The sequence below is a fragment of the Lutibacter sp. A64 genome (assembly GCF_022429565.1).
Classification (GTDB): domain Bacteria; phylum Bacteroidota; class Bacteroidia; order Flavobacteriales; family Flavobacteriaceae; genus Lutibacter.
On the sequence record NZ_CP092487.1, the window covers coordinates 2,014,772 to 2,040,602 of the forward strand.

At 30.3% G+C, this 25,831-nt stretch carries 23 protein-coding genes; 14 read left to right on the forward strand and 9 right to left on the reverse strand.

Annotated elements, in window-relative coordinates:
* Window positions 1-1,557: 1,557 nt before the first annotated feature.
* The 8 genes from miaB (at window position 1,558) to MKD41_RS08460 (ending at window position 9,016) form a co-directional block, all read left to right on the forward strand.
* On the forward strand, window positions 1,558-2,991 hold the full coding sequence (gene miaB / locus MKD41_RS08425) for a tRNA (N6-isopentenyl adenosine(37)-C2)-methylthiotransferase MiaB (protein ID WP_240241865.1): 1,434 nt from the start codon (window positions 1,558-1,560) through the stop codon (window positions 2,989-2,991).
* Between the two features lie 2 nt (window positions 2,992-2,993).
* On the forward strand, window positions 2,994-4,238 hold the full coding sequence (locus tag MKD41_RS08430) for a sigma 54-interacting transcriptional regulator (RefSeq protein WP_240241866.1): 1,245 nt from the start codon (window positions 2,994-2,996) through the stop codon (window positions 4,236-4,238).
* A gap of 196 nt (window positions 4,239-4,434) precedes the next feature.
* Window positions 4,435-4,941 carry an LptE family protein gene (locus MKD41_RS08435; protein ID WP_240241867.1) on the forward strand — a complete coding sequence of 169 codons (507 nt, stop codon included), beginning with the start codon at window positions 4,435-4,437 and terminating at the stop codon, window positions 4,939-4,941.
* Between the two features lie 6 nt (window positions 4,942-4,947).
* A complete protein-coding gene (locus MKD41_RS08440; protein ID WP_240241868.1) occupies window positions 4,948-5,763 on the forward strand; it encodes a hypothetical protein in 816 nt (271 codons plus the stop codon).
* Complete coding sequence (gene secG / locus MKD41_RS08445) at window positions 5,760-6,107, forward strand: preprotein translocase subunit SecG (RefSeq protein WP_240241869.1); 348 nt, start codon at window positions 5,760-5,762, stop codon at window positions 6,105-6,107. The genes MKD41_RS08440 and secG overlap by 4 nt, the downstream gene beginning before the upstream one ends.
* A gap of 160 nt (window positions 6,108-6,267) precedes the next feature.
* Window positions 6,268-6,546, forward strand: coding sequence for a co-chaperone GroES (locus MKD41_RS08450; protein WP_240226704.1), 279 nt, complete (start codon window positions 6,268-6,270; stop codon window positions 6,544-6,546).
* A gap of 116 nt (window positions 6,547-6,662) precedes the next feature.
* Entirely contained in the window at window positions 6,663-8,300 is a 1,638-nt protein-coding gene (groL, locus tag MKD41_RS08455; RefSeq protein WP_240241870.1) for a chaperonin GroEL, read from the forward strand.
* Between the two features lie 140 nt (window positions 8,301-8,440).
* A complete protein-coding gene (locus MKD41_RS08460) occupies window positions 8,441-9,016 on the forward strand; it encodes an adenine phosphoribosyltransferase (RefSeq protein ID WP_240241871.1) in 576 nt (191 codons plus the stop codon).
* A gap of 39 nt (window positions 9,017-9,055) precedes the next feature.
* Here MKD41_RS08460 and MKD41_RS08465 read toward each other — a convergent pair whose 3' ends face one another.
* From MKD41_RS08465 to MKD41_RS08480, 4 genes are all read right to left on the reverse strand, one after another.
* The gene (locus MKD41_RS08465; RefSeq protein ID WP_240241872.1) at window positions 9,056-9,508 is read right to left on the reverse strand and encodes a hemerythrin domain-containing protein; all 453 of its coding nucleotides are present in this window, start codon (window positions 9,506-9,508) and stop codon (window positions 9,056-9,058) included.
* 90 nt (window positions 9,509-9,598) lie between these two features.
* Window positions 9,599-10,114 (reverse strand): hypothetical protein, encoded by a 516-nt coding sequence (locus MKD41_RS08470; protein WP_240241873.1) that lies wholly within the window; start codon window positions 10,112-10,114, stop codon window positions 9,599-9,601.
* Window positions 10,115-10,124: 10 nt separating this feature from the next.
* Window positions 10,125-12,803, reverse strand: a complete 2,679-nt coding sequence (locus MKD41_RS08475) for a TonB-dependent receptor (protein ID WP_240241874.1) — start codon at window positions 12,801-12,803, stop codon at window positions 10,125-10,127.
* An 89-nt stretch (window positions 12,804-12,892) separates the two neighbouring features.
* On the reverse strand, window positions 12,893-13,771 hold the full coding sequence (locus MKD41_RS08480; protein WP_240241875.1) for a GLPGLI family protein: 879 nt from the start codon (window positions 13,769-13,771) through the stop codon (window positions 12,893-12,895).
* A 125-nt stretch (window positions 13,772-13,896) separates the two neighbouring features.
* Between MKD41_RS08480 and MKD41_RS08485 the strand changes: the two genes are divergently transcribed.
* From MKD41_RS08485 to MKD41_RS08495, 3 genes are all read left to right on the forward strand, one after another.
* The gene (locus MKD41_RS08485) at window positions 13,897-15,369 is read left to right on the forward strand and encodes a sensor histidine kinase (RefSeq protein WP_240241876.1); all 1,473 of its coding nucleotides are present in this window, start codon (window positions 13,897-13,899) and stop codon (window positions 15,367-15,369) included.
* On the forward strand, window positions 15,362-16,042 hold the full coding sequence (locus MKD41_RS08490) for a response regulator transcription factor (protein ID WP_240241877.1): 681 nt from the start codon (window positions 15,362-15,364) through the stop codon (window positions 16,040-16,042). The genes MKD41_RS08485 and MKD41_RS08490 overlap by 8 nt, the downstream gene beginning before the upstream one ends.
* A 230-nt stretch (window positions 16,043-16,272) precedes the next feature.
* The gene (locus MKD41_RS08495) at window positions 16,273-16,887 is read left to right on the forward strand and encodes a deoxynucleoside kinase (protein WP_240241878.1); all 615 of its coding nucleotides are present in this window, start codon (window positions 16,273-16,275) and stop codon (window positions 16,885-16,887) included.
* A 119-nt stretch (window positions 16,888-17,006) separates the two neighbouring features.
* Here MKD41_RS08495 and pckA read toward each other — a convergent pair whose 3' ends face one another.
* A complete protein-coding gene (gene pckA, locus MKD41_RS08500; protein ID WP_240241879.1) occupies window positions 17,007-18,626 on the reverse strand; it encodes a phosphoenolpyruvate carboxykinase (ATP) in 1,620 nt (539 codons plus the stop codon).
* Between the two features lie 322 nt (window positions 18,627-18,948).
* Window positions 18,949-19,317 carry a DUF423 domain-containing protein gene (locus MKD41_RS08505; protein WP_240241880.1) on the reverse strand — a complete coding sequence of 123 codons (369 nt, stop codon included), beginning with the start codon at window positions 19,315-19,317 and terminating at the stop codon, window positions 18,949-18,951.
* A gap of 136 nt (window positions 19,318-19,453) precedes the next feature.
* On the opposite strand from MKD41_RS08505, the gene MKD41_RS08510 reads away from it, so the two are divergent.
* From MKD41_RS08510 to MKD41_RS08520, 3 genes are all read left to right on the forward strand, one after another.
* Entirely contained in the window at window positions 19,454-19,687 is a 234-nt protein-coding gene (locus MKD41_RS08510) for a putative signal transducing protein (protein WP_240241881.1), read from the forward strand.
* A gap of 30 nt (window positions 19,688-19,717) precedes the next feature.
* Window positions 19,718-21,088 (forward strand): saccharopine dehydrogenase family protein, encoded by a 1,371-nt coding sequence (locus MKD41_RS08515; protein WP_240241882.1) that lies wholly within the window; start codon window positions 19,718-19,720, stop codon window positions 21,086-21,088.
* Between the two features lie 121 nt (window positions 21,089-21,209).
* Complete coding sequence (locus MKD41_RS08520; protein ID WP_240241883.1) at window positions 21,210-21,677, forward strand: hypothetical protein; 468 nt, start codon at window positions 21,210-21,212, stop codon at window positions 21,675-21,677.
* A gap of 50 nt (window positions 21,678-21,727) precedes the next feature.
* Here MKD41_RS08520 and MKD41_RS08525 read toward each other — a convergent pair whose 3' ends face one another.
* The 3 genes from MKD41_RS08525 to MKD41_RS08535 form a co-directional block, all read right to left on the reverse strand.
* Window positions 21,728-22,444 (reverse strand): tRNA1(Val) (adenine(37)-N6)-methyltransferase, encoded by a 717-nt coding sequence (locus MKD41_RS08525; RefSeq protein WP_240241884.1) that lies wholly within the window; start codon window positions 22,442-22,444, stop codon window positions 21,728-21,730.
* A 65-nt stretch (window positions 22,445-22,509) separates the two neighbouring features.
* Entirely contained in the window at window positions 22,510-24,675 is a 2,166-nt protein-coding gene (locus MKD41_RS08530) for a multiheme c-type cytochrome (protein WP_240241885.1), read from the reverse strand.
* A gap of 254 nt (window positions 24,676-24,929) precedes the next feature.
* Entirely contained in the window at window positions 24,930-25,829 is a 900-nt protein-coding gene (locus tag MKD41_RS08535) for a LysR family transcriptional regulator (RefSeq protein WP_240241886.1), read from the reverse strand.
* Between the last annotated feature and the right edge of the window lie 2 nt (window positions 25,830-25,831).

Genomic DNA, 25,831 nt, shown 5'->3' on the forward strand with positions numbered 1-25,831 from the left:
TTTTTCATCAATGGAAAAATGAACAGAGCAAATGAAAAAAGTTAGAATATTAAACAAAATTTAGATTACCACATGAGATCCCGAATCGAGTTCGGGATGACGGTTTCTATAATATTTCGTCATGCTGAATTTATTTAGCTCCGCTGAATCTTCGATTTCAGCATCTTATGAAGTAAACTAGGAATTAGTTGAAAAGTTTAAATACTAACGTCATTGCGGGATGGAACGTGAAGAAAATGTTCAGTGAACATTTTTAGTGATCAGGTCAGCCGGCGCCAGGGAAAAGCGACCGCGGCAATCTCATGAACTTAACTAGATGATGTTTGGGGTTCTTTAGGGGCAGATGCTGAAACGAGTTCAGCATGACGGTTATATATTGATTGAGGTCTTAAGCAACAGATTGCCGCAGTTGTGTTTTCACTGCATTACAACACGCCCTCGCAATGACGGGTTTTAAAATAACTTCATCCTAAACCTCTCGTCATCCCGAACTTGGTTACTCACTATTCATTATTATTTTATAAAAAGGTGTTCGTGAATCTTCGATTTCGGGATCTCATGAACTTAACTAAATGATGTTTGGGGTTCTTTAGGGGCAGATGCTGAAACGAGTTCAGCATGACGGTTATATTTTGATTGAGGTCTTAAGCAACAGATTGCCGCAGTTGTGTTTTCATTGCATTACAACACGCCCTCGCAATGACGGGTTTTAAAATAACTTCATCCTAAACCTCTCGTCATCCCGAACTTGGTTACTCACTATTCATTATTATTTTATAAAAAGGTGTTCGTGAATCTCCGATTTCGGGATCTTATGATTATAATTAAAATGCTTAAACATTTTTTATTTTATCTTATTTTTCATTTTTTCCATCGATGAAAAAACGAAATCGACGATAGGAGATTCACGAACTCCAAATAAATAATAAGGCAGGCGTGAGCTAAACAAAAAAATCTAGTCTGATGATAATTTAATTGAATCTTACGGAAGTTACGCAGTCGACGCCAGACCGCTGCGCTATTTGGCTTACTCTTTCTGCTTCAATTCCTTAGATTGCTACTTAAATTCTCATAGGACGTTTTAAAATTCGTCATCCCGTAATGACGAGCTATAATGAATTCCGTCATTGCGGGATGGAACGTGAAGAAAATGTTCAGTGAACATTTTTAGTGATCAGGTCAGCCGGCGCCAGGGAAAAGCGACCGCGGCAATCTCATGAACTTAACTAGATGATGTTTGGGGTTCTTTAGGGGCAGATGCTGAAACGAGTTCAGCATGACGGTTATATATTGATTGAGGTCTTAAGCAACAGATTGCCGCAGTTGTGTTTTCACTGCATTACAACACGCCCTCGCAATGACGGGTTTTAAAATAACGTCATCCTAAACCTCTCGTCATCTTGAACTTGGTTAGTTGAAAAGTTGGAAAATTAACTTTAAACTTGCGACTAGCAACTTTCACATCCTAAAACCAACTTCTAAAGGATTGTTAAAATTATGACAATATGTCATATCTTCAAAAAATTGGTTATATCTTTGCAATCCAATAAAAAAAATATGGGTAGCGAAAAAATTATAGAAGAAAAAAAACAAGGTCAAGCGCTTTTAACAGATCAAAAGGAAGGAAATCATAAAAAACTTTATATAGAAAGTTATGGTTGCCAAATGAATTTAAATGATACTGAAATTGTTGCTTCAATACTTTCTGATGAAGGTTATAATACTACGCATTTACTTGAGGAAGCTGATTTAGTTTTGGTAAACACTTGCTCTATTAGAGAAAAAGCAGAACAAACCGTTCGTAAACGTTTAGAAAAATACAATGCTGTTAAAAAAATAAATCCAGCGATGAAAGTCGGTGTTTTAGGTTGTATGGCTGAACGTTTAAAAGCTAAATTTTTAGAGGAAGAAAAAATTGTTGATTTGGTTGTTGGACCCGATGCTTATAAAGATTTACCTAATTTATTAGCTGATGTTAGCGCTGGAAGAGATGCTGTAAATGTAATTTTATCTAAAGAAGAAACCTACGGAGATATTTCTCCGGTTAGATTAAATAGCAACGGAGTGTCTGCCTTTGTTTCAATAACCAGAGGTTGCGATAATATGTGCACCTTTTGTGTAGTACCATTTACACGTGGACGTGAAAGAAGTAGAGATCCGAAAAGTATTTTAGAAGAAATTCGTGGCTTGGTAGCTAACAATTATAAAGAGATTACCTTATTAGGACAAAATGTAGATAGCTACCTTTGGTATGGTGGTGGCTTAAAAAAAGATTTTAAAAATGCTTCTGAAATTGCCAAAGCTACTGCAGTAGATTTTGCACAATTATTAGACTTGGCTGCTACAGAATTTCCTAAAACACGTTTTCGTTTTTCAACATCTAATCCACAAGATATGAGCTTAGATGTTATTTATACAATGGCCAAACACGAAAATATTTGTAAATACATTCATTTACCTGTACAGTCTGGAAGTACCAGTGTATTAAAAAGAATGAACAGACAACACACGCGTGAAGAATATATAGAACTTATTGATAATATAAGAAAAATACTCCCAGACTGTGCTTTGTCGCAAGATATGATTGCTGGTTTTTGTGGAGAAACAGAAGAAGAACATCAAGATACTTTAAGTTTAATGGAGTATGTAAAATACGATTTTGGTTTTATGTTTGCCTATTCTGAAAGACCTGGAACTCCAGCAGAAAAAAGAATGGCAGATGATGTTGAACTTGCTGTTAAAAAAAGAAGATTGAATGAAATAATTCAACTACAAAGAGCACACGGAAATTACCGAATGGAACAATTTATTGGTAAAACCGTTGAAGTTTTAATTGAAGGAACTTCAAAAAAATCGGATGCACATTGGAAAGGACGAAATTCGCAAAACGCCATGGTTATTTTCCCGAAAGGAGATGAAAACATTGGTGATTTTGTACAGGTTTTAGTCGAAAATTGTACTTCCGCAACGCTATTAGGAAAAAGAGCTTAGTTATGGAATCATTACAAGTAATAAAACAACGTTTTGGTATTATTGGAAACGACCTACTCTTAAACAGATCGCTTGAAAAAGCCATTAGAGTTGCGCCAACAGATATTTCTGTTTTAGTAACTGGTGAAAGTGGAGTTGGTAAAGAAAATATTCCGAAAATAATTCACGCTTTATCTCATAGAAAACACGCAAAATACATAGCTGTAAACTGTGGAGCAATTCCTGAAGGAACTATAGATAGTGAATTGTTTGGACACGAAAAAGGTGCGTTTACTGGCGCAACAACAACACGTAAAGGATATTTTGAAGTTGCTGATAAGGGTACTATTTTTTTAGATGAAGTTGGTGAATTACCACTAACAACACAAGTTAGATTATTACGTGTATTAGAAAATGGTGAATTTATTAAAGTAGGGTCTTCACAGGTTCAAAAAACAGATGTGCGTATTGTTGCAGCAACAAATTTAAAAATGCGCAGCGCCATTTCTAAAGGTAAATTTAGAGAGGATTTATATTACAGGTTAAGCACTATTGAAATTAACCTACCTCCTTTGCGAGATCGTTTGGGCGATATTCATTTATTATTTAGAAAATTCGCATCAGACTTTGCACAAAAATATAAAATGCCTACAGTTCGCTTAACTGATGATGCCATAAAAATGTTGAACAATTATGGTTTTCCAGGGAATATTAGACAGTTAAAAAATATTGCTGAACAAATATCTGTTGTAGAAGAAGAACGCGCAATTACCGGACAAAAATTATTGGAATATTTACCAACTGAAGGCACCAATTTACCTTCTGTGGTAAATAGTAACGAAAAATCGTCTAACAGTGATTTTGCTTCAGAACGAGAAATCATGTACAAAATACTGTTTGATATGCGTAATGATATCAACGATTTAAAGAAACTAACACTCGATTTACTAAAAAACAACAATTCAGATAAAGTTCAGGAAGAAAACAAACATTTAATTCAAAAAATATACAAAGAAAAACAGTTTAAAGAACAAGACGAAAATCGTGTTGAAGTTGTTAGAATTAATGAAACCTATAATAATTTAGAAGAAGATTATCCTTTTACTGAAACCATAGATGCAGACGAAAGTTTATCCATTCAAGATAAAGAAATAGAATTGATAAAAAAATCGTTAGAACGCAATAATGGCAAACGAAAATTAGCTGCTAAAGAACTAGGTATTTCAGAAAGAACACTGTATCGTAAAATAAAACAATACAATTTATAGTTAATTATAATTATATTTGAAATCGATTTTTGTCATTCGTATAAAGTCACTGAGCGGAGTCGAAATAAAAACAGGAATCTACTGTATAAAAATAGATTTATGCCTACTCAAAAATGACAAGATTCATAAAAAGTTTACAAAAAACCAAAATTCTGTACTAAAATTGCTGAATTTTAACCTTCAACATTAAAAAAAAATGAAAAAAGTTAACTTACTAATACTATTTCTTTCACTAGTTACATATCAAAGTTGTGGTATTTATTCTTTTACAGGAACAAATATAAGTCCTGATGTAAAAACAGTACAAATAGATTATTTCCCAAATGAAGCTATTTTGGTAGAACCAAGTTTAAGTCAGGTATTTACTACAGAACTTAGAGATTTATTTGATACGCAAACAAATTTAACATCGGTAAATTCTGGTGGAGATTTGCAGTTTGAAGGTGAAATTACTGGGTATAAAATAAACCCAATGACAGCTACTGCAGAACAAACAGCTGCACAAAACAGGCTAACAATTACAGTAAATGTTCGTTTCTTTAATAATAAAAACGAAGACGATAATTTTGAAAAAAGCTTCTCTCATTATTACGATTATGGAGGCGACGTTCAATTAATTGGTAGCGCTTTAGACGATGCTTTTGATGAAATTATTGAACGTATTGCACAAGATATTTTTAATGCTTCGGTAGCAAAATGGTAATGGTTTATGAACACCAATAACTTTATAGAATTAATACAAAATACCGCCTCAATTGATGCAGCTAAAACAGCCGAATTAGAAGCTGTTATAAAAGAATATCCGTATTTTCAGTTGGCAAGAGCTATACAGTTAAAAGGTTTAAACAATACCAATAGTTTTAAATACAACCAAGCCTTAAAAAAAACAGCCGCTTATACTGTAGACAGATCGGTGCTTTTTAATTTTATTACTTCACAAAATTTTGTAAAAAATACAATTACAACACCACCAATTTTAGAAGAAATTGAAATAATTGAACCCGAAACTATAGAAGCACTTCCTAAAAAAGCAGCAACAACTGTTGAAGAAACAGACGAAATATTAACTAAAAAAACAGTTAAACCAGCTGAAATTGAAGCGCTTCAAAAAGCAACTTTAGAAACTTTAGAGATTGGAAAACCGCTAAATTTTAAAAATACAGAGCCTCATTCTTTTAACGAATGGATGCAATTGGTTGCTAAAAAGCCAATTATTAGAAAAGAAACAACAGAAAAAAATACTCCTATAAGCAATAAAATAACTTTAATAAATAAGTTTATAGAGAGTAAGCCAAAAATTAAACCAATCTCCAAAACAACTGTCAATCAAGATCTTGCACCAAAAAGCATTACAGAAAACGAGAGTTTAATGACTGAAACTTTGGCAAAAGTATATCTTGAACAACAAAAATTTGAAAATGCAATAAAAGCCTATCGCATTTTAAGTTTGAAATATCCAGAAAAAAGTGGTTTCTTTGCAGACCAAATTAAAGCAATTAAAATTTTACAAAAAAATAAGTCATGACATATACATTATTCCTAGTTCTGATTATGGTAGTAGCATTTTTGCTAATATTAATTATTATGGTTCAAAACCCTAAAGGAGGAGGATTGTCTTCTTCATTTGGAGGAGGAGGTACACAGTCTCTAGGAGGTGTACAAAATACAACCAGTTTTTTAGATAAAAGTACTTGGACACTTTCAATTGTACTTTTAGCACTTATCTTATTATCAAACTTTGCTGCACCAAAAACGCATGCAGTTGATACAACATCTGAAATTGAAAATACTATTGAAAATCGTGAAGTACAAGATGCGCCAGCAGCTTTACCTGTAGAAACACCTACAACACAAGATACTGTTCAATAAAAAACACTTTTTAAAAGTCAAAAAATGCCAATGTGTGTGACACGTTGGCATTTTTTTTATGCCTATATTTTTATTCAAAAGTACATTTGTCAGTTTATAAATATTGGCACACTTTTAGACTATTATATCGTAGAATTAATAAATTTAAACTAATTATAAAATGAGTAAAATTAACATCAAACCATTAGCGGATAGAGTTTTAATAGAGCCTCTACCTGCAGAGACTACAACAGCTTCAGGTTTAATTATTCCAGATTCGGCAAAAGAAAAGCAACAAAAAGGAACTGTTTTAGCAGTTGGTAACGGTACAAAAGACGAACCAATGACTGTAAAAGTTGGTGATACTGTTTTGTATGGTAAATATGCTGGTACTGAACTTGTTTTAGAAGGAAGTGAATATCTAATAATGAGAGAAAGCGATATTTTAGCAATTGTTTAAAATTCAGATTTCTAGCCTTTCGCTTTTAGCAATTGGCTTAATACATTAATTTATAAAACTAGCAAAAAGCTAAAGGCAAATAGCCAATAGCATTTTGCACAAAAAAACAGAATAAAATGGCAAAAGAAATAATTTTTGATATTGAAGCACGTGACGGATTAAAACGTGGTGTAGATGCTTTAGCAAATGCTGTTAAAGTAACTTTAGGACCTAAAGGAAGAAATGTAGTAATTGGTAAATCTTTTGGAGGCCCATCAATAACAAAAGATGGAGTATCTGTAGCAAAAGAAATAGAATTAGAAGACCCACTTGAAAATATGGGTGCTCAAATGGTAAAAGAAGTCGCTTCAAAAACCAACGATTTAGCTGGTGATGGAACTACAACTGCAACTGTATTAGCACAAGCAATTGTAAAAGAAGGCTTAAAAAATGTTGCTGCAGGTGCAAACCCATTAGATTTAAAACGTGGAATAGACAAAGCAGTTGAAGCTATTGTTGGAAACTTAAGAGAACAATCTCAAGAAGTTGGTAACAAATCAGAAAAAATAAAACAAGTTGCATCTATTTCTGCTAACAACGATGAAACCATTGGAGATTTAATTGCGCAAGCTTTTGAAAAAGTTGGAAAAGAAGGTGTAATTACTGTTGAAGAAGCAAAAGGAACTGCTACCTATGTAGATATTGTTGAAGGTATGCAATTTGATAGAGGTTACCTATCTCCTTACTTTGTAACCAATGCAGATAAAATGTTAACAGATTTAGAAAATCCTTACATTTTATTATTCGATAAAAAAATAACAAATCTTAAAGATTTATTACCAATTTTAGAACCAGTTGCGCAAAGTGGAAAACCACTATTAATTATTGCTGAAGATGTTGAAGGTGAAGCCTTAGCTACATTAGTAATGAATAAATTACGTGGAGCACTTAAAATTGCTGCTGTAAAAGCACCTGGATTTGGAGACAGAAGAAAAGCAATGTTAGAAGATGTTGCTATTTTAACAGGTGGTACAGTAATTTCTGAAGAAAGAGGATTAACTCTAGAAAAAACAACTTTAGAAATGCTAGGTTCTGCCGAAAGAGTTACTATAGACAAAGACAATACAACTATTGTAAATGGTGCTGGTGAAGCAGATTCAATTAAAGCGCGTGTTTCTCAAATTAAAGCACAAATTGAAACTACAACTTCAGACTACGATAAAGAAAAATTACAAGAACGCTTGGCTAAATTAGCTGGCGGTGTTGCAGTTTTATATGTGGGTGCTGCAAGTGAAGTTGAAATGAAAGAGAAAAAAGATAGAGTTGATGATGCATTACACGCAACACGTGCCGCTGTTGAAGAAGGAATTGTTGCAGGTGGTGGTGTTGCTTTAGTTAGAACTATTGAAATCTTAAAATCTATTACCACAGATAGTTTAGATGAAGTAACTGGTATTAAAATTTTAGCTCGTGCTATTGAAGAACCACTACGCCAAATTGTTGAAAATGCTGGTGGTGAAGGCTCTGTAGTTGTTGCTAAAGTAGCTGAAGGTAAAGGAGATTTTGGTTACAATGCCAAAACTGAAGAATATACCGAAATGCTAAAAGCTGGAATTATTGACCCTACAAAAGTAACTCGTATTGCTTTAGAAAATGCAGCTTCTGTTGCTGGTATGATTTTAACAACAGCTTGTACTTTAGTTGATATTAAAGAAGATGCACCTGCTGGTGGTGGAATGCCTCCAATGGGTGGTGGAATGCCAGGAATGATGTAATAAAACATTTATATTACTATAAATAAAAAAGGCTGTTTAGAAAATTTTCTAAACAGCCTTTTCATTTTTAACCGTAAAAATAGACCTATTTCACAACTAATTTAGTACTTTTAAAGTCCAAAAAATTATAAATTTTTCTAATGAGTACAGAACGCATAGCAACAATTGAAGATTGTAGAAAATTATTAAAAAAAGAAATTAAAACGTTTCCAGATTGGCCAGAGAAAGGTGTAAATTTTAAAGATGTACAAAGTATTTTATACAAACCAGAATTAGCTGTACTTACATCGCATTACCTACAAGAATTGTTGCCAAAACAAAATACTGATTACTTATTCAATAAAATTTTATGTTTTGATGCTAGAGGTTTTTTATTTGGATTTGATTTAGCAAAAGCTGCTAAAACACCTATGATTTTAGCTAGAAAACCAGGAAAACTACCTGGTGAGGTTATTACTCAAACCTTTGAAAAAGAATATGGCTTAGATGAAATTCAAGTACAAAAAGGCTTAATTAATCCAGGTGATAAAGTGTTGATACACGACGATTTATTAGCAACTGGAGGAACCGCACGCGCTGCCGCCGAAATAATTTTAAAATGTGGTGCTGAAATTGCTGGCTTTAATTTTATTATGGATTTATCTTTTTTACCTGGAAGGAAAGTACTTCAAAAATATGTGGATGATAGCAAGATAAATGCGCTGTTAACTTTTTAGCACAACGCGTAATTTTAGTTTTTTTTAAAAATAGTGCATTTACTTCCAAAATACATCATTTAAATTATCAACGAATTTAGTTTCGTTATGAAATTTTTCTATATCTTCTAATTGTTCTTTTGTAGCGACAGCTTGAATTTCATTAAACAAAATACGTTCTTCAAAACGAACGTGTTCTTTTAACTTTACGTGTAATCTAGTTAAAGAATTTTCTATTTCTGTAGTATTGATAAAAAGTGCTATTATTAAGTTATGTTCTTCTAACGCCTGAATTATTAAGGGATGCTCACCTCCCAAAACTGGAAACATATAGCGTTCTTCTAACTGAAAATGCTCTAAAATATGAGTCTCATAAAACCAATTAACATACGTTTTAATTCTATCTACTTCAACTTTTTTAGAAAGTCCAACTTTAATTTTCCAACAAAGCAATAACGCTTGATGGTGATCTTTAGAAAACTCTTGTAAAGATTGATGCCTTTTAATTGCCATTAGCCAAATTATTATTTTTATAAATCTAAGTATTTATTTTAGAACAAATAACTTTAAGATTTATAAAAATAATAAGACATTAGTAAAAACTTATATAAAAATTAAAACGAGTGTTAAAACAATTCCTCCAAGGGTAAAGTACATTCCTTTTTTAAAAGTTTTAGTTTTTGGTAAAAACATCCAAAATGAAGAAATAGAAAAAAACAATAATGACAACCCAAAGAATATATTTAACCAGTATAATGATCCTTTTGTATTTGATTTATGTAAATGCGTAATTTTATCTAACACAAATGGAAGTTCTTTTGACGTATATTTTGCAATTCCAGTAATGCTATTATAAGTACCATTATCAAAATAAAGTATAGCATTCTCAGTTTTGTTAATCTTAAGATTTCGCATTTTTAATTCTCTACTAAGATCTAATACATTTAAATTTGCCTGTAACTTCTTTTCTCTTTGCTTTTCAACTTTAAAAGCACCTGTATCACGAAAAATTAATACAATTCCACTTACCGCATACATACTCATTACACCTATTAGAAAAAAACCTAAATACCGGTGTACAATTCTCATATAAAAATTTGTTGATTTTTTACTTTTCATTATTAATTAATTATAAGTTATATTTTACAGAAAACATCCAAAGTCTTGGTTGAATATAATACAACGAAGTTGAATTACTATCTGTAATTTCGTTATAACTATCCGTATTCATAGATGTATTGTCTGTTAAGTTACTTGCTGAAATTTTAAATTCCCACTTACTATTTGCTTGTTGGTAGTACAAATTTGCATTTAAAAACGAATAGGTATTTTTAGTTTCGTTGTTAGAATTTTCAAAAGTATTTTTATAGCTGTAATAACTATAATCTGCAGTTAAAATAAAGTTTTTTAAGAAACTTACTTCAAAATTTGCAAAAGGCCTATCGGTTTCACTATTTGATCTTGTATAGTCTGAAAATGATTTTTGATATCCAACTTCAAAATTTGGAGCATTTTTAAACTTTGTTGCAATACTCGCTTGGTAATTATGTGATAACGATTCTGATTTTATTAGTTCATCATCTACAATATTATTAAACGTAGAGTTTGAAATTCTTGCAGAAAAATTTGTTTTAAGTTTACTATAAGTTTTTCCATATCTAAATGAAGCAGACATTGTTTCATCGGCTAAATTTGAATTTACTGGGTATGAAATTCTATCAATTCCAATTAACTCTGTATTATTTTTAATACTATTATCTTTTTTAGTATAGTTAATAGAAGCATTAATATTTGTAAAAGAAAACATACTAAAACTAAAATAACTTAATGAATAGGTATGGTACAAGGCACTTTCTAAATCTCTGTTACCGCGTGTAAGCGAATTGTAATTATTTAAAAAATACCCTTCACCAATATTATCAATATCTGTAAACTGAGTTGTCATTGCGTAATTAAAACGCAAACTTTCAGAAGACTTCAATTGTAAACTCGCATACACATCTGGCAATAATTTGGTAGTATTTTCTTTATTTTCACTACCTAACTGCGTATCTTTTGTTGTGTATTGATGTAAGCTTAACCCTGGATTAAAAGTAAAAATTCCAGAAACCATTTTATAATGCACTCCTAAAAACATGTCGGTAAAATTATAAACCACATCATTATTTAAAGCAGCATCGTTAAAATCTAATACAGAACCATCATCTAAATTTTGAGAAATATGCGAATCTAAATTTTGATGACTAAATGTAGTTCCTAAAGAAATATTAATATTACTTTTTGGAGTTAACAGGTAGTAATAATCAAACTTAGCATCAAATTTATTGGTTGTAATTTTTTTATCTTGAACTATATCAAAGAAATTTTCAGCTTCTGAAGTTGGCAATACTAAAAACGGTTGTAAAGTAGCTATTGAATTGTACAAAGGTTTGTCTTTTTGATATAAATGTTGCATTTCTGCAGAAAAAATATTTTTATCATCTATGGTATAATACAAGTTAAAATTCTGATTTAAAGAAGCTGGTTTTTCTTCTTGATAGGTATCTGCATCTCTACTTGTAGAAGTTACATCTTGAAATTCATTTTGCTCAGAAATTTTACCAAAAATGTCATAATCTATATGTACATCTGTAGTTGGTTTATAAGTAGCACTAAATTTTAGCAATCCTAATTTACTTTCTTGATACGCTTTGTTTTCTGAAGTTTCGGTTAAATTCAACTTATTATATACCGTATTTGACGCAGTTAATAAATCGGTTTCAGATTGATTTACAATTGCAAATCCGTTTAAATCTAGATTTTTATTTGGAGACAAGCCAAAGTTTAAAGCTCCAAATTTTGATGTAATTTCTTGCGCTCTATTATTTTGAGTAGTTAAAAAACCGACACCTCCAGTAGAAACATTAAAACTAGTTCCGCTTCCGCTCATAGCACTACGCAAACCACCTGTAAATCTAAAATAATCTTGTCTGGTAAAAGGTGCTTCTCCAATATTATTAAAGTCGGCTAAAATATTTATACTCTTATCTGGACTGTAATAAAACAGTTTAGGTTTTGCTAGGTATTTATCATCTTCTCCTACTCCGGCATTTACTTCTCCAAACCAAAATTTATTTTTACCTTTTTTTAATTTAATATTGATAGCAACATTATCTTCATTATTGGTTACACCGCGCATTCCAGCAACTTCGTTATAATTTTTTAACACTTGTACTTTATCAATAGCACTTGCTGGTATATTTTGAGTTGCTAGTTTAGAATCTCCATCGAAAAACTCTTTTCCTTCAACCAATATTTTTTGCACTTTTTTACCTTCTACTTCTACCTCTCCATTGTCATCAATATCAATTCCAGGTAATTTTTCAAGCACATCTTCTAACTTTTTTTCTGTCCCTGTTGTAAACGAATCTGAATTATACACAATGGTATCGCCAACAATTTTCACCGGCATTTCATAGGTTATTTCAACGGTATTTAAAGATTCACTAGATTCTTTTAGAACAAAATCTTTGGTAAAATCTGCTGTTGTATTGTTTGTATCAATTTCAAAATCTTGAGTATCAAAACCAAGATAACTCACCTTAAGTGTATACGCTTCATCTTGTTCTAAAGCAAGCTTATAATTCCCTTTAGCATCTGTTATTGAATACGATTGTAAGAATTTTGTACCTTTTTTAAAAGCAATAACATTTGCCATTTCTAGGGGTTCACCTGCTTCATTCTTTATGATTCCTTCTAACTTTATATTTTGTGCAATCACAAAAAATGGAGCTGCCATAAAAATAAGCAAGCTTATGTATTTTTTCATTTTAAATTGTTTTAATTGTATTGAATTGTATTGGCTTTTATAGACCTAATAGGTTTTATTTCAAGATTTAAACTTCTCGTTTAATACGTTTAACCTCTTCTTCTACCGCCTGGTTGCCCACCTTTTTGACGTTCATTTCTAAAACGCTCTTGCATTTCTTTCATTTTTTCAGCAATAATTTCGTCGTATTCTGCTTGAGTAACTTCTTTACCTTTTGTTGGTTCTTTAAGCTCAATTTTATCTTTAGGGTTGATTACTATTTTAGTACATAAAACAACCGTATTTCCATAAGATGCTTCTAGAATAAGACCTGGTAATCCCCAAAAATCTGAAGGACCGTGACTTACTGGAATATTTAAAGCATACCAAGCTGTTACAACAACCTCTTCTGTTTTAGGCGCTTCCTCTTTTTCTTCCTCTTCTTCAGCATTGTTATTTTGTCCAGGACCACCTCTTCTATCAAATCTAAATTCTGGTTGTACAGGAACCTCAATAACTGTTGTAGCTTTAAAACACATATTTTCACCAATCATTTTGGTTTCTTGCTCCATCTTCCATTCGTAATCTTTTAAGGCATCTTTTATTAAAAAGTTTTTACCACTAAATTCATTCTCTTTTACAGCTGACTTAGTTTGTGTGTTTTTATAATAATCTCCTGTAGCTCCACCACTTATTGCTCCAAGACGAAAACCACCTCTTCCACCACCAGCGCTTTGATCTAGAGTTACTTCTTCTTTATAAATTGAAGCTGTTTTATCGAATGTTAAGGTGTATGTTTTTTCTAGCTGACTTTTCATTCTTTCTTTAATAAATTTAATTCTATCAGCAGGAATTCCACTACTTTCAAAATCTATATCTAAAGTTGTTTTTGTTTGATAGGTAGCAATTCCTTGAAAGTCTTGAGCAAAAACTGCTGTACTTACAAGTAATACTATAACGGTGATACTTTTTAAAAGAATTGATTTCATTATTTATGATTTTTATTGTTATTTTAGATACAAATATAATTACATACTAGGTAACCTAAAGTTAATTAGTGTTAACTACTGTTAACCAATTGGGATTATAGACTTTATGTACTTAACTTTGAACAATGGAAAAGCAAAATTACAAATATGTAGTTTATTTTATTGGTATTACCATCTTGGTTACAATTGCCGCACAAGTTTATTGGAACTATAAAGAATACCAAGCAAACAAACAAAATTTAATTAGCAAGGTACAACTGAGTTTAGACAACTCTGTAGAAACTTATTTTGCAAATATTACAAAATCTGGAATTATAACTTACGCTTCTACAGACACTTTAAACTCTGAAAACAAAATTGATACTATTGTTGTAAAAACAAATTCGCGCTACGGATTTAGAAAAAAAATTGATAGCACCTTACAAAACTTAATTAAAAAGGATAGTAGTAAACCTTTATTATTAAAAAATCATAATTATGGGCAATATCCTTTTTTTACTAGTGACAAAAACTTCCCGAAAAATATAGATAGTTTAATTTCAAAAGTTTTTATTTCTATATCTAGAGACACCTTAGATCTAGAAAAGTTAGACAGTTACTTAAATGAAGAATTTAAAAGAAATAATATTGATGTTACGTATGGCTTAAAATATAAATACCTCAAGAAAAATTATTCAAAAGATAGTATTCTGCCAAAAACTATTGATTTTAACTTAGATAAATTTCCAAATAAACATTTAACAGCGACTTCAAAATCTACTTTTCTACCACACAGAAGCACTTTAAAATTATTTTTCACCAACGAAACACGACTGCTTTTACAAAAATCATACATTAGCATATTACTCTCACTTTTACTATCTTTAAGCGTTATTGCAAGTTTAGTATATTTACTAAAAACAATATACAAACAAAAGCAACTAGCAGAAGTAAAAAACGATTTAATAAACAATATAACACACGAGTTTAAAACACCCATTGCAACTATTTCAACAGCCTTAGAAGCAATGAAAAACTTTAACGCATTGGATGATAAAGTGAAATCTGAAAAATACATTGGCATTGCCAATTCTCAGGTTCAAAAACTCCATACTATGGTTGAAAAAATATTAGAAACCGCATCCATAAATAACGAAAACCTTGTTTTAACCAAGGAAGCTATCAACATTACCGAACTGGTTAAAAATGTAATTGAAAAATACAAATTAATTAGTACCGATAAGCAAATTACTTTTAATACCAATTGCGAACATACCATTTTAAATCTTGATCCATTTCATTTTGAAAATGCCATTGGAAATATTATTGATAATGCTATAAAATATGGTGGAGATAAAATCTCGGTAAATTTATCTTCTAAAGCATCTAAAATTATTATTTTAATTGAAGACAATGGAAAAGGAATTCATAAAACACAAAAAGAAAAAGTTTTTGAACAATTTTATAGAATTCCAACGGGTAACACCCACAATGTAAAAGGCTTTGGAATTGGACTGTATTACACCAAAAATATTATTGAAAAACACGGTGGAAGTATTGATATTATTTACGATAAAAAAAATAACACCTTATTTAAAATTGAACTTTTAAATGTCTAAATCGATAAAAATACTATTAGCTGAAGACGAACCTTCTTTAGGGCAAATTATTAAAGAAAGTTTAGAAACTAGAAATTTTGAAGTGCTGCTATGTGCAGACGGTGAAGAAGCTTACACTACTTATAAATCTGAAAAACCACTATTATTAGTTTTGGATATTATGATGCCAAAAAAAGATGGTTTTACACTTGCTGAAGAAATACGAAAAGAAGATCAAGATATTCCTATTATTTTTTTAACAGCTAAATCTTTAACCGAAGATGTAGTTAAAGGCTTTAATATTGGTGGTAACGATTATTTAAAGAAGCCTTTTAGTATGGAAGAGCTTATTGTTAGAATTAATGCACTTTTAAAACGAAGTAAAAACACTAACAGTACAGACCCAATTCAGCTTGGAAAATTTATTTTTGATTTAAAAAAACAAACCTTACAACTCGACACACATATAGAAAACTTAACCCATAGAGAAGCACATTTACTACACCATTTAGCTCTAAATAAAAATCAAATTTTAGATCGCTCAACTATTTTAAAAAAATTATGGGGAGACGATGATTTTTTTAATGCTAGAAGTATGGATGTTTTTATAACTAAACTTCGAAAAAAATTAAAACTAGACCCTTCAATACAAATTATTAATGTTAGAGGTTACGGCTATAAATTAATTTATTAAATATTTATAATATTATAAAATACAGTTATACTAAACCTACCTGCTAAAAGGTAGATTTCTTTTTACATCGCAACTTTTTGATTTTAATTGAATACCATTCTAAAATAAGTATTTACAAACCTTTTTTAAACTTAAAATTAATTGTTCCTCCTTTAAATTTAAATTGGCATTGTTTATTCATAAAAAAATTAAGTACTTTAGCCTTTTAATTTTTTATAATAAAAACTATTATGCACGTAGCCATTGCAGGTAACATAGGAGCTGGTAAAACAACTTTAACCAAGCTTTTAGCAAAACATTACAATTGGGAACCACATTTTGAATCTGTAGAAGAAAACCCTTATTTAGATGATTTTTACGGGGAAATGGAGCGTTGGTCTTTTAATTTACAGGTATATTTTTTAAATAGTAGATTTCGTCAAATATTAGAAATTCGTGAAAGTGGTAAAAACATTATTCAAGATAGAACTATTTATGAAGATGCCCGTATTTTTGCCCCAAATTTACATGCTATGGGTTTAATGCCTAATAGAGATTACAAAAATTACGATTCTCTTTTTGAACTTATGGAACGCTTGGTAACTCCTCCAGATTTATTAATTTATTTAAGAGCTTCTATACAAACATTGGTTGGTCAAATTCATAAAAGAGGTAGAGACTATGAAAATTCTATTAGCATAGACTATTTAAGCAGGTTAAACGAACGTTATGAAGCTTGGATTACTAAATACACCAAAGGAAAATTATTAATTATTGATGTTGATAATTTGGATTTTGTTTCAAATCCAGAAGATTTAGGGTTGATAATTGATAAAATTGATGCTCAAATAAACGGTTTATTTTAAAAATACTTGTTATAATAATTAGACCCTTTATTTAAAACGACAGTTTTTTTAAAACTTAATTTTCAATATAAAAAAAGCTCGCCAAATGGCGAGCTTTTTAATTATATAACAGTTATTTATTATAATTGTGGTCCTGCTGCTACTAGCGCTTTTCCTTCTTCATTATCAGTATATTTCTCAAAGTTTTTGATAAATAATCCTGCTAATTTAGTTGCTTTTGTTTCCCAATCAGATGCATCTTCATAAGTATCTCTAGGATCTAATATATTAGGATCTACTCCTGGTAAAGCAGTTGGTACTTCTAAATTAAAAATTGGAATGTTTTTAGTTTCCGCTTTTTCAATAGAACCGTCTAAAATAGCATTGATAATTCCTCTTGTATCTTTAATAGAAATACGTTTTCCTGATCCGTTCCATCCTGTGTTTACTAAATAAGCTTCTGCTCCATTAGCTTCCATTTTTTTAACTAATTCTTGACCGTATTTTGTTGGGTGTAACGATAAGAAAGCAGCTCCGAAACAAGCAGAGAATGTTGGAGTTGGTTCAGTAATACCTCTTTCAGTACCAGCTAATTTTGCTGTAAATCCAGATAAGAAGTGATATTTAGTTTGCTCTGGAGTTAATTTAGAAACTGGAGGTAATGTTCCAAATGCATCAGCAGATAAGAAAATTACTTTTTTAGCAGCTCCAGCTTTTGAAGGAACAGCAATGTTTTCAATATGATTAATTGGGTAAGAAACACGTGTGTTTTGAGTTACAGAATCATCTGTAAAATCAATTTTACCATCTTCATCAACAGTTACATTTTCTAAAAGAGCGTTACGTTTAATTGCTCCATAAATTTCTGGTTCAGCTTCTTTATCTAAGTTAATTGTTTTTGCATAACAACCACCTTCAAAGTTAAATACACCTTCATCATCCCATCCGTGCTCATCATCACCAATTAATTGACGGCTAGCATCTGTAGATAAGGTAGTTTTACCAGTTCCTGATAATCCAAAGAAAATTGCAGTATCTCCATCTTTACCAACATTAGCAGAACAGTGCATTGCAGCCATACCTTTTAATGGTAAATAGTAGTTCATCATTGCAAAAATTCCTTTTTTCATTTCACCACCATACCAAGATCCTCCAATTACTTGCATTTTCTCAGTTAAGTTAAATACTGTAAATACTTCAGAATTTAATCCGTGCTCTTTCCAGTTTGGGTTTGTTGTTTTAGAACCATTTAATACTGTGAAGTCTGGTTCTCCGTAAGTTTCTAATTCTTCTGCAGTTGGTCTAATAAACATATTAGTTACAAAGTGAGCTTGCCAAGCAACTTCCACTACAAAACGTACTTTTAATCTTGAATCTGGGTTAGCACCACAAAAAGTATCAACTACAAATAATCTTTTCCCATCTAATTCTTCAACAACTAATGCTTTTAAATCATTCCAAACAGCTTGTGTAGTTGGTTTGTTGTCATTAGGAGCTTGAGGTGAATTCCACCACATAGTATCTTTTGTAATATCATCCTTTACGATAAATTTATCTTTAGGAGAACGACCTGTAAATTTACCTGTCATTACATTAACAGCATCTAATTCTGTTAATTGAGCTTTTTCGAAACCTTCTAAAGAAGGATCCATTTCTGCTTCAAATAATTCTTCATAAGATGGATTGTAAATAATTTCGTTCTTTTTTGTTAAGCCAATATTTTTTAAAGCTTCTACAACTGAGTCTCTTAATACTTGCATTTTCGTTGTTTTTTATTTTATTATTATTTTCAATTATTTCTATTATTTCTTTAACAAATTTACGAATATTTAAAGGTACAAGCTTATGACATATATCAGTAAAAAAAGACTATTTACTAAAACGTTTTCAATATTCAACTATTTAACCATCAGTAACTTAACCTAAAATACCTTTTACTATGTTTTTGCGAAAACGTTTTCAAAAAACATTAAAAAAAATCGTATTTTTCTAATTTGTACTTTTTAATTTAAAAAAACGATCAATCTATAAAATTAACTTTCATATAAATATCCTATTGCATCTTTTTATTATTAACAGTTTTTACTCTTTTTTATAAAAAGATAGTGCCATTTTAAGCCAACCAATAACAAACAATAAACCTCCTATTGGTGTTATAAACCAAATAGTTTTAGCATTTACACCTAAAGTTATTGCATATATTGATCCCGAAAAAAATAAAATTCCAATAAAGAATAAAACACTAATCGTATTTTTAGTTTTAGAATTAAATGCACTATATGTATTAACAAACAATAAAGCCAACACATGAAACATTTGATAACGTACAGCTGTTTCAAAACTCTTAAGTTGATCAGCCGTTAAAATATCTTCTAATGTATGTGCTCCAAAGGCTCCTAAAATAATTGTTAGTGCACCAATAATTGCTGTAAGTATTAGGTTTTTATTCATTTTATTAAAATCTTAACAATCTAATTTAACTATTTATGATACATTCAAATATAATATTCTTATCTTTAAGTAATTAATTTAAAATGTTAAGAAAATTATAATAGATTGATTTTTTAATAACTTAAAATATAATATTATGGAAGATACATCAAAATCATTAGTCACAGTTTTAACAGCTAGTTTAATTCATGAAGTTCATATAGCAAAAGCAGTGCTTGCTAATGAAGATATTGAGAGTTATATAATCGATCAAAATATAGCCACCTCTATTGGTACTGCTTTTGTTGAAGGTTATAAACTTAAAGTAGACATCTCTGATGTTGATAAAGCTAAAAAAATTTTAGATGAAATAGCAAGTATAGAAGAATAGTTTAATATTAAAAATATCTAAAAATTTACTATGCGAAACATATTAATAATTGGAGCTGGTAAATCTTCATCATCTTTAATAACATATTTATTAAATAAATCTGCTTCTGAAAATCTGCACATAATTGTTGCTGATGTTTCTCTTGAACAGGCTAAAAATAAAATTCAACAGCATACAAACGGCACAGCCATTAGTTTGAATATTTTTAACGACACCGAAAGAGCAACAGCAATAAAAAATGCCAGTATTGTTGTTTCTATGCTACCGGCACATTTACATATTAATATTGCCAAAGATTGTTTAAAGTATGGTAAAAATATGGTTACAGCCTCTTATATTTCAAAAGAAATGCAAGCCTTAGATACTGACGTAAAAACTAAAGGCCTTACTTTTTTAAATGAAATTGGACTAGATCCAGGAATAGATCATATGAGCGCTATGCAAATTATTGATCGTATTTCTGAACAAGGTGGTAAAATGCTTCTTTTCGAATCGTTTTGTGGCGGCTTAGTTGCCCCAGAAAGCGACGATAACTTGTGGAATTATAAATTTACTTGGAATCCTAGAAACGTTGTATTAGCTGGACAAGGTGGTGTCTCTAAATTTATTCAAGAAGGAAAATACAAATACATTCCGTATCATAAATTATTTAGACGTACTGAACTATTAAATATAGATGGATTTGGAAAATTTGAAGCCTATGCAAATAGAGATTCTTTAAAATATAGAAACATTTATGGTTTAGAAAATATTTTAACATTATATAGAGGCACTATTAGACGCGTTGGCTTTTCTAAAGCTTGGAATATTTTTGTGCAATTGGGTATGACAGACGATAGCTACATAATTGAAGATTCTGAAACTATGAGTTACCGGGATTTTACCAATTCGTTTTTAGCATATAACCCCTATGATTCTGTTGAATTAAAACTTAGACATTATTTAAAAATTGATCAAGACGATATTCTTTGGGAAAAGTTATTAGAATTAAACCTTTTTGATGCTACAAAAAAAGTAGGTTTAAAAAATGCAACACCCGCGCAAATTCTTGAAAAAATATTAAAAGACAGTTGGACCCTAAAAGAAAATGACAAAGATATGATTGTTATGCAACATCTTTTTGGTTATGAACTCAATGGAAAACAACATCAGATTGAAAGTAGTATGGTATGTATTGGAGATAACCAAACCTATACCGCTATGGCAAAAACTGTTGGCTTACCTGTTGCCATTGCAACTTTAAAAATACTAAATAAACAAATAAAAACAACTGGTGTTATTATTCCAATTAAAAAAAACATATACGAACCTATTTTAAAAGAACTTGAAGAAAACGGAATTGTATTTAAACACAAAAACACAACCTATTTAGGCTACAACCCAGAAAGTATCATTGGTTAATTTTTATGTATTCTCATTAAAAGCAAGCAAGCATATTAAATAATTCTTTGTAAATTTAGATACGGTTTTATTGTTGACAACAATTCTCTTTATTTCATATTTAATTAATATCTAAATTATAATGAAATCTACTAAAAAAAAATATTTATTTTATGAAAGTATACTTGCGATACTAATTATTACCATTCCCTATCTTTTATATTTTCACGTACAAATTCCAGAAAACTTAACAGAATACGACACTGTTTTTGGAACAATTAATGCCGGTTATTTTGAAACATTAGATGTTTATATTTATTATATTTTTAGCAAATTTGTTCCCCTTTTTTTACTCACATTATTATACATTACTCACAGTAAATGGTGGAGCCACGCTTTAATAATTCCAATAGCAACTTACCTGTTTCAATTAATTTCAATATTAAATGATGGTTTAGATTATTTTGATGAAACAGAGTTTATATATACCCTTCCAATAATGGTTGTAGTTATAGTCCCTTTATATTTTATAAGAAAGAATATCAGTATCTATATAGCTGCAACTAATTTAAAAAAAGAAATGGATGATAAAATAAATAAGGTTAGTTAAACTTAATTTAATTTTGTAGTTTTTAATAGTTGTTATAAACAAAGTGAAAATTACATTTTTAAATAAAAATCTTGCACTAAATTTATATAATCGGCTGTATATTTATGACGTTCAATTTCAATAATAAGCTCACTTTTTTCAATAACTTTTTCTTCAAAAGAAAATTGTAATAAACTGCGTTTTATTTTTGAGGTCTCAGTTCCTTTTACATGGGTTATTCTATTAGGAAACAAGTTAAACTCAGTAGCAATTTTAATAAAATCAACTTCCTCATTAAAAGGAATTATAAATGCACAATTTCCCTGTTTAGCTAATAATTTAGAAACCCCTTGTAACAATTCTCTATAACTTAATGTTTCGGTATGCCTGGCCATTGCCCGCTCACTTTCTAACTCTTTATACGTAGAAGTATAAAACGGCGGATTAGAAACTATTAAATCGTACGTATCATCAATTTCTTCAGCAAATTCTTGTAAAGAAGCATGGTAACAAAACAATCTATCGCCCCAACTGCTTTCTTCAAAATTGGCTACGGTTTGCTCATAAGCATCGTTATTTAACTCTACAGCATCTATTAATTCTGCATTGCTTTTTTGTGCTAACATTAAAGCTATTAATCCGGTTCCAGCTCCAACATCTAAAATACTAAAAGGATTTGAGTCTACAGTTACCCAAGCGCCTAACAAAACACCATCTGTACCAACTTTCATAGCCGTTTTATCTTGCTGAATTGCAAATTGTTTAAATTGAAATGGTTTATGAGACATAATGCATTTTATTTTTTTACTGTTAATTAGTGCTTAAACAACGTACAATACATTTTAGAAGAAAACTATTCTAAGCTTTTTAAAATATTTAAATAATCGGTGTTTTCTGGAGCAATTTTCAACAATGCAGAACAGGTAACTTTAGCCGCTGCGCTGTTATCTAAATTTAACTGTCCTAATAATTTAACATACAACAATCTTTCTGTATTTGGAAAAAACTCTAAACCTTCATTTATTATTTCAATAGATTTTTTATTGTCTCCAGCTTTTTGAAGCATCAATGCATAATTGTAAAACACACTTGAATTTCTAGGCTCTTTTTTAGTTGCAAGCTCTAAATATTTCATAGATTTTTCGGTATCACCAGTTTCGTTATACAACAATCCAAGCATATAGTATGACGAACTAAATTCTGGTTCTTGTTCTACTACTTTTAAATAAAGAGCTTCACTTTCTTTAACTCTACCTATTTGATAGTAAATTAAAGCTAAATTCATTCTAGACATATTAAAATAATTATCTATTTCAATAGCTCTTTCATAATGTTTTATAGCTGCTTCTGTATTGTTTTTAGATTGATAATAGATTGCTTTTTGATGGTTTCCAGAAGCAAAATCTAAATTATACTCTAAATCTTTTAAATATTCTTTTGTTGCATTCTTATAAGCAACATCCTCTAACTTATCAATTCCAAGCAAATTAAAATACCTTGCTGCAGAAATTCTTACCAAACGTATAGAGTCTTTTAACATAGGCGCTACATCATTTGCAAACTCTGGGCTTCTAGTTGATTCTAATGCTTTTACAGTTTCGTTTCTAACCAATGCCGAAGAATCTTTTAAATACTGAAGTAAGTTATTTACATCTTCAAGTGTTACTTGATGTGTCATATATTGGTTTATAGCTGTTGCTCTAGCAATTTCAGGGTAATTAGTGTTGCTAAATACTGTTTCATAGCCTTTTTTATCATTATGAAACCCTTCTAAAAGATGGTCTGAAAAATGATCTGCACGTTCTTCTCCATATTTTTCTCTTACAAAATCTGCTGCCCATTTAGCGCTTTTATCTGTATGACAAGAATTGCAAGCATTTGGCGTACCGTATTTTTCAGTTTGGTCTGGTCTCGGATTTCTAAAACTGTGGTCTCTTCTAAAATCATTTCCCATGTAAATTCTACCTGTCATATGGCAATTTATACATTGTGAAGCTTCTGTATTTACTTCGTGAAAATGATGTTCAGGAGTATTATAACTAGGAACATGGCAAGTTAAACAAAGGTTATTTCCTTGTATTTTTAATTCCATAGAGTGTACATCGTGACAATCTCTACACGAAATTCCTTCAGCATACATTTTACTTTGCATAAAAGATGCATATACATAATCCTCATCTCTAATTTGCCCATCAACAAAATAAGTAGGATCTGTTAATAATTGTGGGTTGTAATGATCCAGAAAATGACCTTCATAATCATAATAATCTGTAAATTGTGATCTTCTAGAATGACAACGAGCACATTGTTGCACTAAATCTTTAGAACTCAAATTAGTTCCCATATGCATTTTTGGAGGAGTGCCAGTAAGCTCTTTTTCATAAAAATCTACATGTGCACTTGAAGGTCCGTGGCAAGCTTCACAGCTTACATTTATTTCACTAAAAGTAGTGGTATAGGTATCTGTTTCTCCATCATAATTTTTATGTACATTGGTAGAATGACAGTCTGCACACATATTATTCCAGTTCATAGAACCACCTGTCCAATGCATCCATTCTTCTGTTGCAATATCTAAATCTGGTTGTAAATGGTACCATTTGTTTTCTACAGAATCCCAAGCAGTAATTAAACAATGAAATTTTCCATTCTCTAGTTTAACAATATATTGTTGTAAAGGTGTAACTCCAAAAGTGTAAATTATTTTATAATCTCGGTATGCTCCATCGGCTCCTTGCGTATTTACATAATAATCACCATCTTTTTTAAAAAAAGTACTTTTCACATTTTTATGCGTAAAAGTAGCATTATCAAAATCGCCTAAAATTGCATGCTGCCCCGCAAATTTCATTGCTTGATCGTGATGGGAACCTTCCCAACTTTCATATTCTTGCTGATGACATTCTTTACAACTAATTGAACCTACAAATGTTGATGCTTCAGTTGGTGTACTTACCGCACTATATTTTTCATTAGTATTACACCCATAAACAACTACTAACAATATTATATAGATCATTTGTTTTGGCATACTTAATAAGAGTTGTTTTAACATGCAATCGGGTTTTATTTTTAAATTACTAATTATCAGACAGATACTTTTACAGTAGCACTCTATAAATTTATTTTTTTTAAAAGTTTAAAAATAAGAAAATTTACTTTTAGAACCGTTCTATTTTGGAGTATTTTGTATTTTATTATACAATTAAACTGTTAAATTTTATTTTAAACTAACTAGCAAAATGTTACCTCTTAAAATTTACAATTGATTAGTTATTTAACCTTGCTTTTCTCAAAAATAAACTCTAAAATTTTAGCTAAAATTGGATTGCTATTATTTTTATTCCATATTGCTGATAATGTGGTACGTTGTGGTATATGTTTTAATTCTATAAACTTAACACTATTCGTATTTCCAATCTGCAAAGAACTCGGCACTATTGAAATTCCAAAATTATGTTCAATTAATTTATAAATTGAAGATGCATGAACCGTTCTATGAGAAACAATTGGAGTAAACCCCCAATAATCAAAAATTTGCATTATTTTTTGATAATAATTAGGACTATAAGAAGGGTCAAACATAATAAAAGATTCGCTTCTTAACTGAGATAAATCTGTAAAGTTTTCAGAATTTATAGCGTGATTTACTGGTAAAACTAGCGAAAAAGTATCTTCTTCTATGGGGGTAATTTCTAAATCGTTTGGCACACGTTCCAATCTTACAAATCCAATATCAATCTCTTGCATTTGTAAATTATCTACCTGCTTTTGATTGTCCATTTCTTTTAAACTAAAATGAATATTAGGATATTCATTTCTAATTTGAACCAATAACTCAGGAATAATATACTGCATTGCAGAACCTACATATCCAAAATTTAAATTTCCTTCTACCCCATCATTAATACGCTTTGTAGTATTTAAAATAGTATCTAACATCCTTAAATGTTTACCAACCTCCTTTTGAAGATACTCACCAGCTTTGGTTAAAGTTACATTTCTATTATTTCTTTCAAACAAGGCAACGCCTAAATCTGCCTCTAACTGCTTTATTTGCCTGCTTAATCCAGGCTGTGAAATAAACAACTTATCAGCTGCTTTTCTAAAATGTAATTCTTCTGCAACTGCCAAAAAATAATTAAGATGTCTTATTTCAATTTGATAACTCATAG

Bases quoted from the DNA above. Each gene is read 5' to 3' on its own strand.
- miaB (WP_240241865.1), top strand. From the start codon at position 1,558: ATGGGTAGCGAAAAAATTATAGAAGAAAAAAAACAAGGTCAAGCGCTT.
- MKD41_RS08430 (WP_240241866.1), top strand. From the start codon at position 2,994: ATGGAATCATTACAAGTAATAAAACAACGTTTTGGTATTATTGGAAAC.
- MKD41_RS08435 (WP_240241867.1), top strand. From the start codon at position 4,435: ATGAAAAAAGTTAACTTACTAATACTATTTCTTTCACTAGTTACATAT.
- MKD41_RS08440 (WP_240241868.1), top strand. From the start codon at position 4,948: ATGAACACCAATAACTTTATAGAATTAATACAAAATACCGCCTCAATT.
- secG (WP_240241869.1), top strand. From the start codon at position 5,760: ATGACATATACATTATTCCTAGTTCTGATTATGGTAGTAGCATTTTTG.
- MKD41_RS08450 (WP_240226704.1), top strand. From the start codon at position 6,268: ATGAGTAAAATTAACATCAAACCATTAGCGGATAGAGTTTTAATAGAG.
- groL (WP_240241870.1), top strand. From the start codon at position 6,663: ATGGCAAAAGAAATAATTTTTGATATTGAAGCACGTGACGGATTAAAA.
- MKD41_RS08460 (WP_240241871.1), top strand. From the start codon at position 8,441: ATGAGTACAGAACGCATAGCAACAATTGAAGATTGTAGAAAATTATTA.
- MKD41_RS08465 (WP_240241872.1), bottom strand. From the start codon at position 9,508: ATGGCAATTAAAAGGCATCAATCTTTACAAGAGTTTTCTAAAGATCAC.
- MKD41_RS08470 (WP_240241873.1), bottom strand. From the start codon at position 10,114: ATGAAAAGTAAAAAATCAACAAATTTTTATATGAGAATTGTACACCGG.
- MKD41_RS08475 (WP_240241874.1), bottom strand. From the start codon at position 12,803: ATGAAAAAATACATAAGCTTGCTTATTTTTATGGCAGCTCCATTTTTT.
- MKD41_RS08480 (WP_240241875.1), bottom strand. From the start codon at position 13,771: ATGAAATCAATTCTTTTAAAAAGTATCACCGTTATAGTATTACTTGTA.
- MKD41_RS08485 (WP_240241876.1), top strand. From the start codon at position 13,897: ATGGAAAAGCAAAATTACAAATATGTAGTTTATTTTATTGGTATTACC.
- MKD41_RS08490 (WP_240241877.1), top strand. From the start codon at position 15,362: ATGTCTAAATCGATAAAAATACTATTAGCTGAAGACGAACCTTCTTTA.
- MKD41_RS08495 (WP_240241878.1), top strand. From the start codon at position 16,273: ATGCACGTAGCCATTGCAGGTAACATAGGAGCTGGTAAAACAACTTTA.
- pckA (WP_240241879.1), bottom strand. From the start codon at position 18,626: ATGCAAGTATTAAGAGACTCAGTTGTAGAAGCTTTAAAAAATATTGGC.
- MKD41_RS08505 (WP_240241880.1), bottom strand. From the start codon at position 19,317: ATGAATAAAAACCTAATACTTACAGCAATTATTGGTGCACTAACAATT.
- MKD41_RS08510 (WP_240241881.1), top strand. From the start codon at position 19,454: ATGGAAGATACATCAAAATCATTAGTCACAGTTTTAACAGCTAGTTTA.
- MKD41_RS08515 (WP_240241882.1), top strand. From the start codon at position 19,718: ATGCGAAACATATTAATAATTGGAGCTGGTAAATCTTCATCATCTTTA.
- MKD41_RS08520 (WP_240241883.1), top strand. From the start codon at position 21,210: ATGAAATCTACTAAAAAAAAATATTTATTTTATGAAAGTATACTTGCG.
- MKD41_RS08525 (WP_240241884.1), bottom strand. From the start codon at position 22,444: ATGTCTCATAAACCATTTCAATTTAAACAATTTGCAATTCAGCAAGAT.
- MKD41_RS08530 (WP_240241885.1), bottom strand. From the start codon at position 24,675: ATGATCTATATAATATTGTTAGTAGTTGTTTATGGGTGTAATACTAAT.
- MKD41_RS08535 (WP_240241886.1), bottom strand. From the start codon at position 25,829: ATGAGTTATCAAATTGAAATAAGACATCTTAATTATTTTTTGGCAGTT.